Source organism: Glaciihabitans sp. UYNi722, from assembly GCF_040549465.1.
Classification (GTDB): Bacteria; Actinomycetota; Actinomycetes; order Actinomycetales; family Microbacteriaceae; genus Lacisediminihabitans.
The window spans coordinates 127,950-142,379 of the sequence record NZ_JBEPTL010000005.1 but is presented as its reverse complement, the minus strand read 5'-3'; the positions used below and the strand labels follow the sequence as shown (position 1 = coordinate 142,379).

Sequence of the window (14,430 nt, the reverse complement as noted above, 5' to 3'; positions counted from 1 at the left end):
ACGCTCACTAACCCTTCGTGCTGCCCGCGAGCAGGCCGCGCACGAAGAAACGCTGCAGCGAGAAGAACACGATCAAGGGCACCAGGATCGAGATGAACGCCCCCGCCGTGAGAAGGTTCCAGTCCTGCCCACGGCTGCCGGTGATCTCCGCCAGCAGCTTAGTCATCGGAGCGACGTCGCCGTCGGCGAAGACCAGTGCGACCAGCAGGTCGTTCCAGACCCAGAGGAACTGGAAGATGGCGAAGGATGCGATGGCAGGAAGCGTGAGCGGCAGCACGATCCTGAAGAAAATCTGGCCGTGGCCCGCGCCATCCACTCTCGCCGCCTCGATCAACTCGCGAGGAATCTCGGAGATGAAGTTGTGCAGCAGGAAGATCGCCAGCGGAAGCGCGAAGATCGTGTGCGCGATCCAGACCTGGGAGTAGCCACCGGCATCCAGTCCGCTGAAGAGTTCGACGTTACCGATTTTGAGGCCGCGGGAGAACAGGCTGAGCAGCGGCACCAGTGCCATCTGCAGCGGCACGATCTGCAGGGCGAAGACGCCGATGAACATCCAGTTCTTGCCGCGGAAGTCCATCCAGGCGAAGCCGTAAGCTGCGAGGCTCGCGATCACGAGCGGGAAGACGGTGGCGGGAAGGGTGATCGCTATCGAGTTGATGAACGACCCGGCAAGGTTCAACTGGCTGTTGCCCGCCGCGAGCACACTCGTGTAGTTGTCGAGGGTGAACCCCGGGTTCTGGAAGATCGTCCACCAGCCAGTCGTGTTCACCAGAGCGGCTGGCCGCACCGACGAGACGAAGAGACCGAAGGTGGGAATGGTCCAGAGAACGGCGATGATGAGTGCGGCGATCGTGGCACCACGGCTGGTGAGCCGCTTCTTGGTGCGCCTGGTCGCGCTGCGCTCCGCTGTGCGTTCACCGCGTGCGAGCTGACGCCTGGTCGCGTCGGAAACCGGCAGGTCGACGGGGGTGACGGCGCTCATCGGATCTCCCTCTGCTTTTTGATCTGTCTCGCGTTGTACACCACGATGGGCAGCACCAGGATGAAGAGCACGAGAGCGAATGCCGCTGAGCGGCCGTTCTCGAAGCCCTTCCACTGGGTGTACATCTCGTTGGCGATGACGCTGGTGTCATTGGCGCCGGCGGTCATGGTGCGCACGATGTCGAAGACTTTGAGCGATGCAATCGAAATCGTGGTCAGCACGACGACGAGCGAACTGCGGATGCCGGGAACCGTCACGTTCACGAACCGCTGCCAGGCGTTTGTGCCGTCGAGCTCCGCCGCCTCGAGTTGCTCAGCCGGCACGCCCTTGATGGCGGCGGACAGCACCACCATCGCGAATCCGGTCTGGATCCAGATCAGCACCACGATGAGGAAGAAGGTGTTCCATGGTGAGTTCTGCAGGAACTCGACGGGCTGTCCGCCGAGCCAGACGATCACCTGGTTGAGCAGGCCGATCTGGTTCTGGCCCTCGGGACGCGCCGTATAGACGAAGCGCCAGATGATGCTCGCCCCGACGAACGAGATCGCCATCGGCATGAACACCAGGATTTTGAAGAACTTCTCACCGCGCGACTTGTCGATGAACACCGCATAGGCCAGTCCGAAGGCGGTGGAGACCGCCGGAACGATGAGCACCCAGACGATCGTGTTGAGGACGACGCGGATGCCGGTGGGCTGGGTGAAGATCCAGGCGAAGTTCTCCAGCCCGACGAAACGGTTGCCTCGGCTGTTCTGGAAGGCCGCAACGGCGGTGCTGATGGTCGGGAAGATGAGTCCGATCGCGAGCAGGATGATGGCGGGGCTCAGGAATCCGATCAGCTGGAAGAGATAGCCGACGCCCTGTTTCGAGCGGTAGTCGAGGAGGAAGAAAACGCCACCGAGGACGGCGGCGACCGCGGCGGCCCAGATGACGGAGCCGAGCACGAGGAAGGCGACGAGAGGCGCGAGCACACAGACCGCGAAACGGATGATCGTGTAGCGACGACCGGTGCGGGGCGCGATCTCGACGAAGAAGATGATGAGGGCCACCACTATGAGGAACGCGGCGATCACGAGCGGTATTTGCGCAATGGGGGGAAGCGCGGCTATCCAGGCCAGGAAGGCTGACATTGACACCCTTTCGAGTACGACGGTGGACTCAGAAGAAGACGGTTGCGTGCGTCGTTACGAAACCGTAGCAAAAGGGGGGAAAGGGCCGACGGATGGTTCTCCGCCGGCCCCCCGTGAGTGCTGCTAGTTAGACGGCCATGACGCATCGATGGTCTTCACGACCTGATCCGTCGGCGTTCCATTGACCCAGTCGACCATTCCCTTGAAGAACGATCCGGTTCCGACCACGCCGGGCATCAGGTCCGAGGCATCGAAACGGAAGGTGGTCTTCGGGTCGGTCAGCACCTTGATCGCGTCCTCGAGGATGGGGCTGGACGCGTTCTTCGGGTCGAGCCCGTTGTTCGCGCTGATCACACCGCCGAGCTTGACGCGGCTATTCGCCCACTCGGGGCTGGAGAGGTACTCCTGCACCTTCTGAGTGTCCGCATCGTTGGAGAAGGCTGCGACGATCTCGCCACCACCGGTGACGGCCTGCCCACCGCCCGCCTTGATCGGCGGGGTGAGGAAGGCCCAGACATCCGCATCCGGTCCGACTTTCGCGTTGCCGTTCTTCGGGTCGCTGAGGAACCCATCGAAGAACGACGCCTGGTGGGTCATGGCGCAGGTGCCGTCGCCGACGACCCGAGCCACGTCGCCGAAGGGGGTGGCGTTGATCGACTTCACGTCACCGAGACCGGCGTTCACGTACTTCGGGTTGAGCAGGATCTCGCCGACCGAGTCGAAGGCTTTCTTGATCGCCGGGTCGGTGAACTTGGTCTTGTGGCTCACCCAGTTGTCGTAGGTGGCGGGGCCCGCCTGGCGAAGCACGAGGTCTTCGACCCAGTCGGTTCCCGGCCAACCGGATGCCGCGTCAGAACCGAATCCGGCGCACCACGGTGCCTTGCCGGTCTTCTCCTGGATGGTCTTGGTCAGCGTGAGCATCTCGTCCCAGGTCTTGGGAACTTGGACACCCCAAGCCGCGAACTGCTTCGGCGAGTACCAGACGTAGCCCTTGACGCTCGCCATCAGCGGAGCGCCATAGAGGGTGCCGCCGGTGGTCGCGTAGGCCGACCAGTCCTTCGACCAGTACTTCTTCGCATTCGCCGCGACGGCCTTCGGAGCCGGCTGTACGAAGTCGCGTGAGGCGAGGTCGCCGAGGAGGCCGGGCTGCGGGAAGATCGCGAGGTCGGGGGCCTTGCCGCCCTGGGCGCGGATGCTGATCTGCGCCTCGAATTCCTTGCTGGATTCGTATTTGATGTTGATCTTGTTTTTCTTCTCCCAGCCCGCCCATGACTGTTCGAGAAGCTGCGCCTCGGTGTCGGCGATGGTGCCATAGATGGTGACGACACCGTCGGCCTTGCCGGCGTCGCCCGGACCCTTGTTTGACGATCCGCCGTCAGATGACGATGAGCATCCGGCGAGCGCGAGCCCGGCGATTGTCATAAAGACGAGTGGGGCTGTGATGCGGCGATGCAGGATGGAACTCATGTAACTCCTCCTCATTGAGGTCGTCCCGTCGAATGCTCATCGGACCGTTTGTCGATGAACGCGGGCTGGACAGTGCGGATGTCTCCGGCTCCAGCATGCAACGCGTGGTGATGGATCGGGAACCGGTTCCACCCACAAGTTACGGCAGTGCGCGGAGTTTATGCAACCGCTTGGCATGAACCATTGTCTAACGTTTGGGTCACGTGCGACCGCCACCGGTGCCCTCGCACCCCATCGCCGGAGCCCCCAGAAGTCCACCAATGTGGAACCGGTTCCATACCGGCGGGAAGATCGCTATGATTTCCCCCGCACTGTTGCTGCCAATGGAGGTGAGGGTTCTCGTGAGCGCTATCGCCGACGTCGCCCGCCTCGCCGGAGTGTCGAAGTCCACCGCGTCCCGGGCTCTCAGCGGTCACGGCTATGTCTCCAAGGAGACTCGCCTGCGCGTGCAGAAGGCCGCGGCCGACATCGGTTACGTGGTGTCATCCAACGCGTCCAGTCTCGTCACCGGGCAGACGCGCAACGTCGGCGTCGTCATCCCGTTCCTCAATCGCTGGTTTTTCGCCGAGGTTCTCGAGGGCATCGAGAGCGCCCTCATCGCGGCGGGATACGACCTCACCCTCTACCGCCTCAGCGAGGACGCCGACCAGCGCCGACGCATCTTCGACTACTTCCTGGTGCGCAAGCGAGTGGATGCCGTGATCGCTGTGAGCATCGCGCTCAATCGTCACGAGGTCGACCTGCTCCAGTCCCTCGGCAAGCCGATCGTGGGCATCGGCGGTCACGTGGACGGCATCTCGACCCTGAGCATCGACGACGTGCAGGCCGCCCGGTTCCTGACAGAACACCTGATCAGCCTCGGACACCGCCGCATCATGCATCTCGGCGGCGACCAGGAGGAGCAGATGGACTTCCTGGTGCACGGCCAGCGCCTCGCCGGCTTCCGGCAGGCTCTGGCAGAGGTCGGGTTCTCGCACGAGAACGACTTCCACGCTGTGCCCTATTCGATCCCGGGCGCCTACTCCGGCGCGCTCACCGCGCTCAGTGATCCACGCACCAGGCCGACAGCCATCATGGCCGGATGCGACGAGGTCGCGATCGGCGCGATGCTTGCCGCGCGACAGCTGGGCATCCAGGTGCCCGCCCAGCTCTCCGTGGTGGGGATCGACGGCCACAACCTGGGAGACATGTTCGAGCTCACCACGCTCGAGCAGCATCCGCTCGTGCAGGGCAGGCGAGCCGTGGAACTGATCATGGAGAGGCTCGCGGCCGCACCGGAAACCCTGGCCGACGAGCACATCACGATGCCGGTGACGCTGAGGGTGCGCCGCAGTTCCACCGCTCCGGCATCCGCGCGGCCGGCTCCCACCGAACTGGCAGACACAGAGCCGACATTCACAAAGGCAACACACACAGAAGTGGGTGCCCCCGATATTTCGAGAACACCCACCGCACTGTAATTGCAGGGTACAACCGGGATGGTGCACCATCCCGGCCAGATCGAGTTGTTTCCCTTCGCCACATGGAGTCCAGGGCTAGCCAGAAGGTAAGACTGTCTAGTACAGATGCCGATGGGGTACAACTCGAAAAAAACATGCTCTGATACCCAAGGTTCTGGGAGTCATCGCGTCCTCATTATGGTGGACACGGGCGCCTTCCCGCAAGTGCTCAGCAGTTCGTATTGGGCGGATGCTTGGCTCGCGACTCGCCGTCCGGCATCGTACCGCCGATGACGACGCCCCGATCCAGTCGACGACTCGTCGCCACTGTGATTTCTCCTGCATTGTGTGGTCCTTTTCCTGGGTGCGTAACCGCAACGCTGCGAACGCAGCACCAGGGGCCGGAACCTCGTGGGTCCATGACATCGACTGTTTCCAGTCGTTGCCTTAAACGCACGAGGGCGCCGCCCCGTTCAGGGGCGACGCCCTCCGAACGCGGATTTCTGGGTACAGGAATCCGCGATCAGACGTCGATCACACTGCAAGTACGAGCCCCGAAGGGCGCGAATTACTTGAGGGTGACAGTGGCGCCAGCTTCTTCGAGCTGAGCCTTAGCCTTCTCTGCGGTCTCCTTGTTGACGCCTTCGAGCACAACGCCCGGGGCGCCGTCAACGACGGCCTTCGCCTCGCCGAGCCCGAGGCTGGTGAGGGAGCGGACCTCCTTGATGACCTGGATCTTCTTGTCGCCGGCCGCCTCGAGAACGACGTCGAAGGAATCCTTCTCCTCGACCTCTTCAACGGGGGCGGCGGGTCCGCCGGCAGCGGCAGCCGCGACGGGCGCAGCTGCGGTGACCTCGAAGACCTCTTCGAACTTCTTGACGAACTCACTGAGCTCGATGAGCGTGAGTTCTTTGAATGCTGCGATCAGTTCATCGCTTGAGAGCTTTGCCATGATGTTTCTCCTTGTGTTTGTTGTTATCTACCGCGCTACCTGGGTTTCCTTGCGGAAATTAGGAGGCGGAATCCTGCTTCTCGCGCAACGCTTCGACGGTGCGAACCGCCTTCGCGAGCGGTGCGTTGAACAGATAGGCGGCGCCGAACAGCGAAGCCTTGAAGGCGCCGGCAAGTCTGCCAAGCAGCACCTCCCGGGTTTCGAGATCAGCGAGCTTGATGACCTCTTCTGGCGTCAGGGGGTTACCGTCGAAGTAACCGCCCTTGATCACGAGCAGAGGGTTTGCCTTGGCGAAGTCGCGAAGACCTTTGGCGACGGTGACAGGGTCACCGTGCACAAATGCGATAGCGGACGGACCCACGAGGTCGTCGTCGAAAGACGAGATCCCCGCAGCGTTGGCCGCGATCTTGGTCAGCGTGTTCTTCACCACGGCATACGTTGCATTCTCACTGAGGGAGGTGCGCAGCTGCTTGAGCTGGGCAACAGTGAGGCCGCGGTACTCGGTCAGCAGTACAGCGGTCGAGTCGCGGAATTTATCCGTGAGCTCGGCAACCGAAGCTTCCTTGTTCGCCATGTGGCTCCTTGTGTTGGTTTCGTGCGTCGAGGCCGACAGCAGGCCCGCGGAACGAAAAAAGCTCCGGCGCAGACGCACGGAGCGGAATCCCAAGGAGACTTCTCAATACACCTGCGCAGGTTTTCGCTCGAGCGAACCTTCGACTGGCGGGCATCTCTTGCGAGCGCACGCCAGTAACCGGCGGTCTTTGGCTTCGTCAAGACTAGGGGATGCGGATGCCGCGGCGCAACTGCGTCAGCGCGATGCCGCAGGCGCGCGACCTGCCGGTGCCGCTCTCGAAAACGCAGGAGAATCGGTAACACGCTTCGATTCTTGACCTTGCCATGCGGCATATGGCGGAATCTCCTGCGTTTTGTCGGCCTCGGACGGTGGCCTCGGTCAGACAGCCGGGTCAGTGGGAGGTGCCGCCGGAGTCGTTTTCGTGCGCGACGGGGTCTCAGGTTTTGGGCGCTGCTGGGATCGTGTGCCGACAGAAGCCGCAGAAGACTTCGAGGCCGTCGGTGCCGCACGGGGTTTCTTCGTGGCCGAGGTGCCGCTCACCGTAGTCTTCGCTGGAGCCTGTATCGTGGTCGTGGTCGGCTTCGCGGATCCGGAAACCTTGGCAGGCACTGCGGCCTTCTTCGGCGCCGCTGCCCTGACTGCTGCCGACGAATCTGGCGCAGCCTTGACTGCGGCGGGAGCGCGCGTCGCGGCGGGAGCGCGCGTCGCGGCGGGAGCGCGCGTCGCGGCGGGAGCGGCCGGCTTCCCCGTGGCAGACCGCTTGGCGGCGGTCGGATTCGTGGCTGCGGGTTTCCTGGTCACGCGCTTCGCAGTCGATGCCGGCCTCGACGTGACCGGAGCGATCGCCTCTGGCTCGGGTGTGACGACCGTGGTCATGGGCGATGCAGGTACGGCGGCGGACGCGGTCACGGGCTCCGCCGACGCAGCTGAATTGTCCGAGCCGTTGCTCGATCCAGCGGGCTCCGCCGCCTTGCGGGCTCGGCGGCGGCGATCCGGCAACAGGATGAACACGGCCAGGATCACGACGACGAGGCCGAGCACGATGCCAGCGACCAGCAGCCCCTTGGCTGGTGCTGCGGCATCCGGAGCCATCTTCTTCGCCGCGATGAGTGCTGCCTGGTAGGCGGGCGGCGTGATCGCCGAAGTCACACCGGAGGTACCGGCGACGAGCGGGGTGATGGTGGTGCCGTCGGTGGCGAACCATGCCGAATGTTCGTCGTCACGAATCAGAAGTGTGAAGGCCGACGCCTTGGCCAGAGCGTCGACCAGCGACGGTCCGGGTTCGAAGTCGGCGAGCTCCGGCAGGTCGTTGGCGGGATTGATCCACACGGTGGCGAGTCCGGCGACGACGCCGACCTTGATCGTGACGGGCGCCACCCAGTCATTGGTCAGCTCGGTCGGGGCGTCGGTCTTTGTGCCGGCGAGAAAACCGTCGGTCCAGGAGAGCACGCGACGGATGCCGCCCACCTTCGTCGTCGCATCGAAGTCGATACCCGTTCCCGCCTTCGCACCCGGGCCGTACAGGTCGGCGAGACGCGGCACGAGGCCGGTGGCGAAGTACGCTCCGACCTGCTCGGGAACTTTCGGCTCATCCAACGCCTGCGCGCCCTGGGTCGCAACGCCCGCCAGCCCGAGGGCGAGAACGATCGCTGCGACGATTCTCTGGAGCGCGGCCCGTTTAGGCATGGTCGCGCCACGAGTGCTGAGGATCGTAGCCCAGGATGCTCCTGGCCTTATCGATCGACAGCAGTGTCTCGTGTTCGCCGAGTTCCTTGCGTACGGTGACGTCCGGGAATATCTCAGCGGCCAGCGACGCGCTCGAACGGCTCATCACCGTGTCCGCCGCGGCGATGATGTACGCCTCGAAGCCCGGCTTGCCCAACAGGAGTGCTCGCTCGATGGCCTGGGCGCCGTCCCGATCATCGATGTAGCCCCAAAGATTCCAGCGACGAAAGCTGGCGTCGCTGTCGAATGCGGGGAACTTGGCGTAGTCCGCGACGTTCATCACGTTGGAGAAACGCAGGCCGGTGATGCTGAGTTCGACATCCCATCGGCAGAGCTTGATGGCGAGCTGCTCCTCGAGGTGTTTGGTCAGCGAATACATGCTCTCCGGCCGTGTCTCGTATTCCTCGTCGACGGGGAGGTAGGGCGGCGGTGTCTCGAACGGAAGGCCGAGCACGGTCTCGCTCGACGCGTAGACGATGGTCTTGATGCCTGCGCGACGCGCCCCCTGGAAGACGTTGAAGGTCGCGTTCATGTTGTTGTGGAAGGTCGCGGAGTCGGGCAGGATGCCGCCGGCCGGAGCCGCGGCGAGGTGCACGACCGCGTCGAGGCCGTCATGCCTGTCGTTGATGCTGAATAGGGCATCCGCCGTCTGACCGTAGTCGGTGAAGTCCACCCTGGTGAAGCCGGCACCGCGCTCACCGACCACATCGAGACCGATGACGGTGTGACCTGAGTCGCGCAGTCGCGTGACGACGGCCCTTCCCAGCTTTCCAGAGGCTCCAGTTACAGCAATACGCATTTCAGGGTTCCTTCGCTGATCGGGTGGGTTAAGTCTGCCACCTCAGCGCACGCCGAACGAGTGGCGCGCGCCAGTGGAACGCTAATCAGTGGGACACCGCTAGCGGCAGTTCGACTCTGAAGGTGGTGGAACCCGGCTCGCTCTCGACCGAGACCGCGCCGTGGTGGCCCTCCACTACCGCGCTCACGATGGCGAGACCGAGCCCGGTGCTGCCTGCCACCCGGGAGCGGGAGCTGTCACCGCGAGCGAAACGCTCGAACAGTATCGGCTTGACGTCGTCGGGGATGCCGGGGCCGTCATCCGACACCGTGATGACGGCGTTCTCCCCCTCGGTCACCAGTCCGACGACAACCCTGGTTCCGGCCGGGGTGTGCACCCTGGCGTTCGCGAGCAGGTTGGCGATTACCTGGTGCAGGCGAGGGGCATCGCCCTGGGCGATCACGGGTTCCTCCGGCAGATCGAGCGCCCATTCTTGGTCGGGGCCTGCGGCGTGGGCGTCGCTCACCGTGTCGATGAGAAGCGGAAAGAGGTCGAGCGGCTCGCTGTCGAGATCGCGGCCCTCGTCGAGGCGCGCGAGCAACAGCAGGTCTTCCACCAGCGAGGTCATGCGGGTGGCTTCCGACTCGACGCGTCCGATCGAGTGGACGACGTCATCCGGCAACTCGTAGTCACCGCGCCTGGTGAGTTCTGCATAGCCGCGGATCGAGGCGAGGGGCGTGCGCAGTTCGTGGCTCGCATCCGCCACGAACTGGCGCACCTTATTCTCGCTGGCCTGGCGGGCCGTGAGAGCGGATGCCACGTGCCCGAGCATGCGGTTGATGGCAGCACCCACCTGGCCGACCTCGGTGCTCGGGTCGGCGTCGGAGTCCGGCACACGCACGGCGAGAGCTACCTCGCCGCGGTCGAGCGGGAGTTCTGCGACGTTCGTGGCGGTGGCGACGACTCTCTGGAGCGGCCGTAGGGCGACCCGCACGATGTAGATCCCCACGAAGGCGGCGATGACCAGGCCGATGATGGTGATGCCGGCGATCACGGCCGCGAGCCGGAGAAGTACGGCTTGCACATCACCGAGGGGAAGGCCGGTGACTATCTGAATACCGCTCGACAGCTGGGTTGCGGTGACCCGGTAGTCACCGAGTCCGTCCGGCAGCGAGACCGTTGTCGATACACCGGTGGACGCCGCGAGGAGCGGGCCTGACTGCGCGACGGAAAGCGCTTGAAGGGTGCCGTTCTGAGACTTCACGGCAGCGGTCGCGACCGTGTCGGCAGACACGATGGCAATGACTGTGCCTGGGCCCTGGCGGCTTACGATCTGCTGAACGCGCTGGTTGAGAATCTCCTCCCGTGTCAGCAGCTGGCCCGGCGCAATCTGGCCGAACCCACCCTCCGATCTACCCGTCGCCTGGGTCAGCTGGCGATCGAGCCCTTGCATGAGAATCCCCTGCAGCGCGAGAACGCTGACCGCTCCGATGACGATTGATACCGCCGCGAGGAGCCCCACAACGGCCAGGACGAGCCTTCGACGCAGCGACCATGGGGCCCTGCGTGTCATCCGGTCGCCTTGATCATGTAGCCGACGCCGCGCACGGTGTGGATCATCGCCTCGGCTCCGGCATCGATCTTCTTGCGGAGGTAGGAGATGTAGATCTCGACGATGCTGGAGCGGCCGCCGAAGTCGTAGCTCCAGACGCGGTCGAGAATCTGCGCCTTGCTCATGACGCGTCGCGGGTTGCGCATCAGAAAGCGCAGCAGTTCGAACTCGGTGGCGGTGAGCTCGATGAGGCGGCCCTCGCGGCGCACCTCATAGCTCTCCTCGTCGAGCACGAGGTCTCCGACGCGCAGCAGCGGATCGCTGGAATCGGCGATCACGATGGATGACCGGCGGATGAGACCGCGAAGACGCGCCACGAGCTCCTCGAGGCTGAACGGCTTGGTGACGTAGTCGTCGCCGCCGGCGGTGAGCCCGGCGATCCGGTCGTCGAGTGCGTCCTTCGCGGTGAGGAAGAGGATGGGGGTGTCCTGCCCGTCCGCGCGTAGCCGCTTGAGCACCTGCAGGCCGTCGATATCAGGCAGCATTACGTCGAGCACGACGACATCCGGTTGGAACTCACGGATGAGGCCGATTGCCGCACGCCCCTCGGCCGCCGTGCGCACCTCCCAGCCCTCATAGCGAAGCGCCATGCTGAGCAGGTCACTCAGAGTCGCCTCGTCGTCGACCACGACGACCCGCACCGGCGAGCCGTCGGCACGGCGGAGTTTCGGGCCCGCGGTCGAGGCCGGGGAGCTTGTGCGGGTGTCTGCGTTCACAGTTAACAACTATCGCGAGTTTTCTATGAGAAACCTATGTTTCGCCCATGGCTTGCCTGAGCGCTCGCGGAGTGGCCAGAACTCTGGGGCTGCCCATTGCCCGTCCTTACGATTTGCATAGCTTCGATGGGCACCTTCGAAACATGAAGATATCCCGACCGGTCATGGTCAACAGCATTCTGGGCGTCGTGGCCGTCGGAGCCGTGGTCGGCGGCTATTTCCTGATCGCCGACCCCTTCGCTTCGAACAACAGCGCCTCCGCGAGCCAACTCACCTCAACGGTGCAGCAGGGCACGGTCTCGAGCAGCATCACGGCCAGCGGAGCGATCGCGGCCCTCAGCGACGTCGATGCCAACTTCTCAGTGGCCGGAACGATCGCCACCGTTAACACCTCGCTCGGCGCGACGGTGACGGCGGGTGACGTGCTCGGAACCCTCGACACTGCCGACCTGTCGAAGGCGCTCGCCAAGGCAAACACGACGCTGAGCAACGCCGTGTCGGCCATGACGATGACGGCCAACATCGCGGAGGCGGACATCGCCTCGGTGACGGTCGGTCAGGTGGCATCCGTCACCTTCCCGGCACTTGCCGGCACGACGGCGACGGCCAAGGTCACCGCAATCTCCCCGGTCGCCACGGCCAGCAACTCCGTCGTGACCTATGCGACGACCATCACGCTCGACGCGATCCCGAAGGGCCTGCGCCTCGGGCAGACAGCCGACGTCACGATCACCAGCGCCAGCTCCGCGGCTGATTCCCTCTACGTTCCAACGGCGGCCATCACGACTGCGGCCGACGGCACCTCGACGGTGAAGGTGGTCTCGGCCTCCGGCACGACCTCGACGAAGACGGTGAAGCTCGGAGTCGTCGGCGACACAGGAACCGAGGTGACGTCGGGCCTGAAGCTCGGCCAGACCGTCGTCATCGGCACTGTCGCCGCGACGACGGGTACCGGAACCGGAACGGGTACCGGAACCGGTACCGGCACCAGAGGCGGGTTCGGTGGAGGAGGTAGCAGCTTCACGAACCGTGGAACCGCTCCCACCCTCGGCACCCCGGCCGGCGGCAACCGATGAGCATCGAGACGGCGACCGCGGCCGTTCCGCTGGCCGACGATGCACCACCCGTGCTGCGGCTCGACGGCATCCACCAGGTCTACGGCGACGGGGAGGCGGCGGTATTCGCACTTCGAGGGATCGATCTCTCCGTGGCATCCGGCGACTACCTCGCGATCATGGGTCCCTCGGGCTCCGGCAAGTCGACGCTCATGAATCTGCTCGGATGCCTCGACATCGCCTCGGAGGGCGTCTACGAGCTGGCCGGCCACAGTGTGAGCGAGCTCACCGAGAAAGAGCTCGCGAGGGTGCGCAACCGGGAGATCGGCTTTGTGTTTCAGAGCTTCAACCTGGTGCCACGGATGTCGGCCCTTGCCAACGTCGAGCTTCCTCTGAGCTATGGCGGGGTGGGGCGAATCGAACGACACCGACGTGCCATGGAGGCGCTAGACATGGTGGGACTCGGGGACCGCGCCGACCACCAACCCCAACAACTCTCCGGCGGCCAGCAGCAAAGAGTGGCGATCGCCAGGGCGCTCGTGACCTCGCCGACCCTGCTGCTCGCCGACGAACCGACAGGAAACCTCGACAGCGCGTCGACCGAGGAGATCCTGTCGATCTTCGATCATCTCGCAGCCCAGGGTCGCACCATCGTCATCATCACGCATGAGGAGAACGTCGCGGAGCGCGCGCGTCGTGTGCTCACCATCCGCGACGGCCTTATCGTGACCGACCGACTCAACGAGGCGGCCGCGCGATGAGCGTCTTCGAGATCCTGCGCTCAGCGATGCGGGGCCTCACGGCCAACAAACTGCGGTCGATCCTGACCCTGCTCGGCGTGATGATCGGCGTCGCATCCGTCATCCTGCTGTTGGCGGTCGGCAACGGATCAGCCCAGACCGTGCAGAACGCGATCAGCACTCTCGGAACCAACACCATCACAGTGCGACCGAGCGGCGGCGGCAGCGGCGCCGGTGGCGGCACCCAGGCGGCCGACAGCACCGCGACAGCGACAAGCGTCAAGACGATCACCACGACGCTGAGCGACCAGCTGGCGAGCGCCGGGCTCGGCCACGTGAAGGAGGTCGTACCCCAGGTGACGACGAGCCTCACGATCTCGTCATCCACCACATCCTCCGAGAACATCTCGGTGATCGGGAGCACAGCGGGCTACTTCGACGTCTCGACGGCGAAGGTGGCCTCGGGCAGCGCCTTCACCGCAGCGGATGTCACCACCTCGGCCAAGGTGGCGGTGATCGGTTCCGAACTGGCGACGACCCTCTACCCCACCGGGTCGGCGCTCGGTCAGCAGGTCTCTGTCGATGGAACGCCATTCACCGTGGTCGGCATCCTCGCCACCCAGAGCAGCGCCGGATTCAACGACCCGAACACGGTGGTGATCGCCCCTCTCACGCGCGTGCAGAAGTCCTACACCGGCTACGGCGCGGTGAGCACACTGACCGTCGAGGCGACGGATTCCGACTCGGTCTCCGCTGCGGAGGGGGAGGTCGGCGTGATGCTCAACCAGTTGCTCGGAGTCACCGACACCACGAACCTGCCCTACACGATCACCAACCAGAGTTCCCTGCTGGAGACGGCCGCGGCGAGCGCCACGAGTTTCACTGTGCTGCTGGGAGCCGTCGCCGCGATCAGCCTGCTGGTCGGTGGTATCGGGGTGACCAACGTCATGCTCGTGACCGTCACCGAACGCACCCGTGAGATCGGCATCCGGAAGGCTCTCGGCGCGACTCGGGGCGCGATCCTCGGCCATTTCCTCGCCGAGGCTGCCACCCTCACTCTCATCGGCGGTGTGCTCGGCATCGTCGTGGCGCTGGTCGGTGCACGGTACGAGATCAACGGCACCCAGCCGGTGATCATCGGCTACTCCATACCGCTCGCCCTCGGCGTCTCCGTGGCGATCGGCGTGTTCTTCGGCGTGTATCCGGCGGCTCGCGCGGCAGCCATGCGTCCCATCCAGGCTCTTCGAGCCATCTGACCAT

General features: G+C 64.6%; 13 protein-coding genes. 4 read left to right on the top strand and 9 right to left on the bottom strand.

Annotated elements, in window-relative coordinates:
• Positions 1-7: 7 nt before the first annotated feature.
• The 3 genes from ABIB56_RS05475 to ABIB56_RS05465 all read right to left on the bottom strand — a co-directional run bounded on the left by ABIB56_RS05475 (position 8) and on the right by ABIB56_RS05465 (position 3,579).
• Positions 8-982: a carbohydrate ABC transporter permease gene (locus ABIB56_RS05475; protein ID WP_354568007.1), complete on the bottom strand. Its 975-nt coding sequence runs from the start codon at positions 980-982 to the stop codon at positions 8-10.
• Entirely contained in the window at positions 979-2,112 is a 1,134-nt protein-coding gene (locus tag ABIB56_RS05470; protein ID WP_354568006.1) for a carbohydrate ABC transporter permease, read from the bottom strand. The genes ABIB56_RS05475 and ABIB56_RS05470 overlap by 4 nt, the downstream gene beginning before the upstream one ends.
• Positions 2,113-2,235: 123 nt before the next feature.
• Positions 2,236-3,579 carry an ABC transporter substrate-binding protein gene (locus ABIB56_RS05465; protein ID WP_354568005.1) on the bottom strand — a complete coding sequence of 448 codons (1,344 nt, stop codon included), beginning with the start codon at positions 3,577-3,579 and terminating at the stop codon, positions 2,236-2,238.
• Positions 3,580-3,875: 296 nt separating this feature from the next.
• On the opposite strand from ABIB56_RS05465, the gene ABIB56_RS05460 reads away from it, so the two are divergent.
• On the top strand, positions 3,876-5,039 hold the full coding sequence (locus tag ABIB56_RS05460) for a LacI family DNA-binding transcriptional regulator (RefSeq protein WP_354568004.1): 1,164 nt from the start codon (positions 3,876-3,878) through the stop codon (positions 5,037-5,039).
• Positions 5,040-5,586: 547 nt separating this feature from the next.
• Here ABIB56_RS05460 and rplL read toward each other — a convergent pair.
• The 6 genes from rplL to ABIB56_RS05430 all read right to left on the bottom strand — a co-directional run bounded on the left by rplL (position 5,587) and on the right by ABIB56_RS05430 (position 11,375).
• Positions 5,587-5,970, bottom strand: coding sequence for a 50S ribosomal protein L7/L12 (gene rplL / locus ABIB56_RS05455; RefSeq protein WP_354568003.1), 384 nt, complete (start codon positions 5,968-5,970; stop codon positions 5,587-5,589).
• Between the two features lie 58 nt (positions 5,971-6,028).
• The gene (gene rplJ, locus ABIB56_RS05450) at positions 6,029-6,544 is read right to left on the bottom strand and encodes a 50S ribosomal protein L10 (protein ID WP_354568002.1); all 516 of its coding nucleotides are present in this window, start codon (positions 6,542-6,544) and stop codon (positions 6,029-6,031) included.
• Positions 6,545-6,922: 378 nt separating this feature from the next.
• Positions 6,923-8,230, bottom strand: a complete 1,308-nt coding sequence (locus ABIB56_RS05445; protein WP_354568001.1) for a superantigen-like protein SSL4 — start codon at positions 8,228-8,230, stop codon at positions 6,923-6,925.
• Positions 8,223-9,068 carry an NAD-dependent epimerase/dehydratase family protein gene (locus tag ABIB56_RS05440; protein WP_354568000.1) on the bottom strand — a complete coding sequence of 282 codons (846 nt, stop codon included), beginning with the start codon at positions 9,066-9,068 and terminating at the stop codon, positions 8,223-8,225. The genes ABIB56_RS05445 and ABIB56_RS05440 overlap by 8 nt, the downstream gene beginning before the upstream one ends.
• Before the next feature lie 85 nt (positions 9,069-9,153).
• Positions 9,154-10,620, bottom strand: a complete 1,467-nt coding sequence (locus ABIB56_RS05435; RefSeq protein WP_354567999.1) for a sensor histidine kinase — start codon at positions 10,618-10,620, stop codon at positions 9,154-9,156.
• The gene (locus ABIB56_RS05430; protein ID WP_354567998.1) at positions 10,617-11,375 is read right to left on the bottom strand and encodes a response regulator transcription factor; all 759 of its coding nucleotides are present in this window, start codon (positions 11,373-11,375) and stop codon (positions 10,617-10,619) included. Before ABIB56_RS05430 ends, ABIB56_RS05435 begins: the two co-directional genes overlap by 4 nt.
• A 143-nt stretch (positions 11,376-11,518) precedes the next feature.
• Between ABIB56_RS05430 and ABIB56_RS05425 the strand changes: the two genes are divergently transcribed.
• From ABIB56_RS05425 to ABIB56_RS05415, 3 genes are read left to right on the top strand one after another with little or no spacing between them, the layout of a single operon-like run.
• On the top strand, positions 11,519-12,451 hold the full coding sequence (locus tag ABIB56_RS05425; protein WP_354567997.1) for an efflux RND transporter periplasmic adaptor subunit: 933 nt from the start codon (positions 11,519-11,521) through the stop codon (positions 12,449-12,451).
• Positions 12,448-13,191 (top strand): ABC transporter ATP-binding protein, encoded by a 744-nt coding sequence (locus ABIB56_RS05420; RefSeq protein WP_354567996.1) that lies wholly within the window; start codon positions 12,448-12,450, stop codon positions 13,189-13,191. The genes ABIB56_RS05425 and ABIB56_RS05420 overlap by 4 nt, the downstream gene beginning before the upstream one ends.
• Positions 13,188-14,426 carry an ABC transporter permease gene (locus ABIB56_RS05415; RefSeq protein WP_354567994.1) on the top strand — a complete coding sequence of 413 codons (1,239 nt, stop codon included), beginning with the start codon at positions 13,188-13,190 and terminating at the stop codon, positions 14,424-14,426. Before ABIB56_RS05420 ends, ABIB56_RS05415 begins: the two co-directional genes overlap by 4 nt.
• Positions 14,427-14,430: the final 4 nt, after the last annotated feature.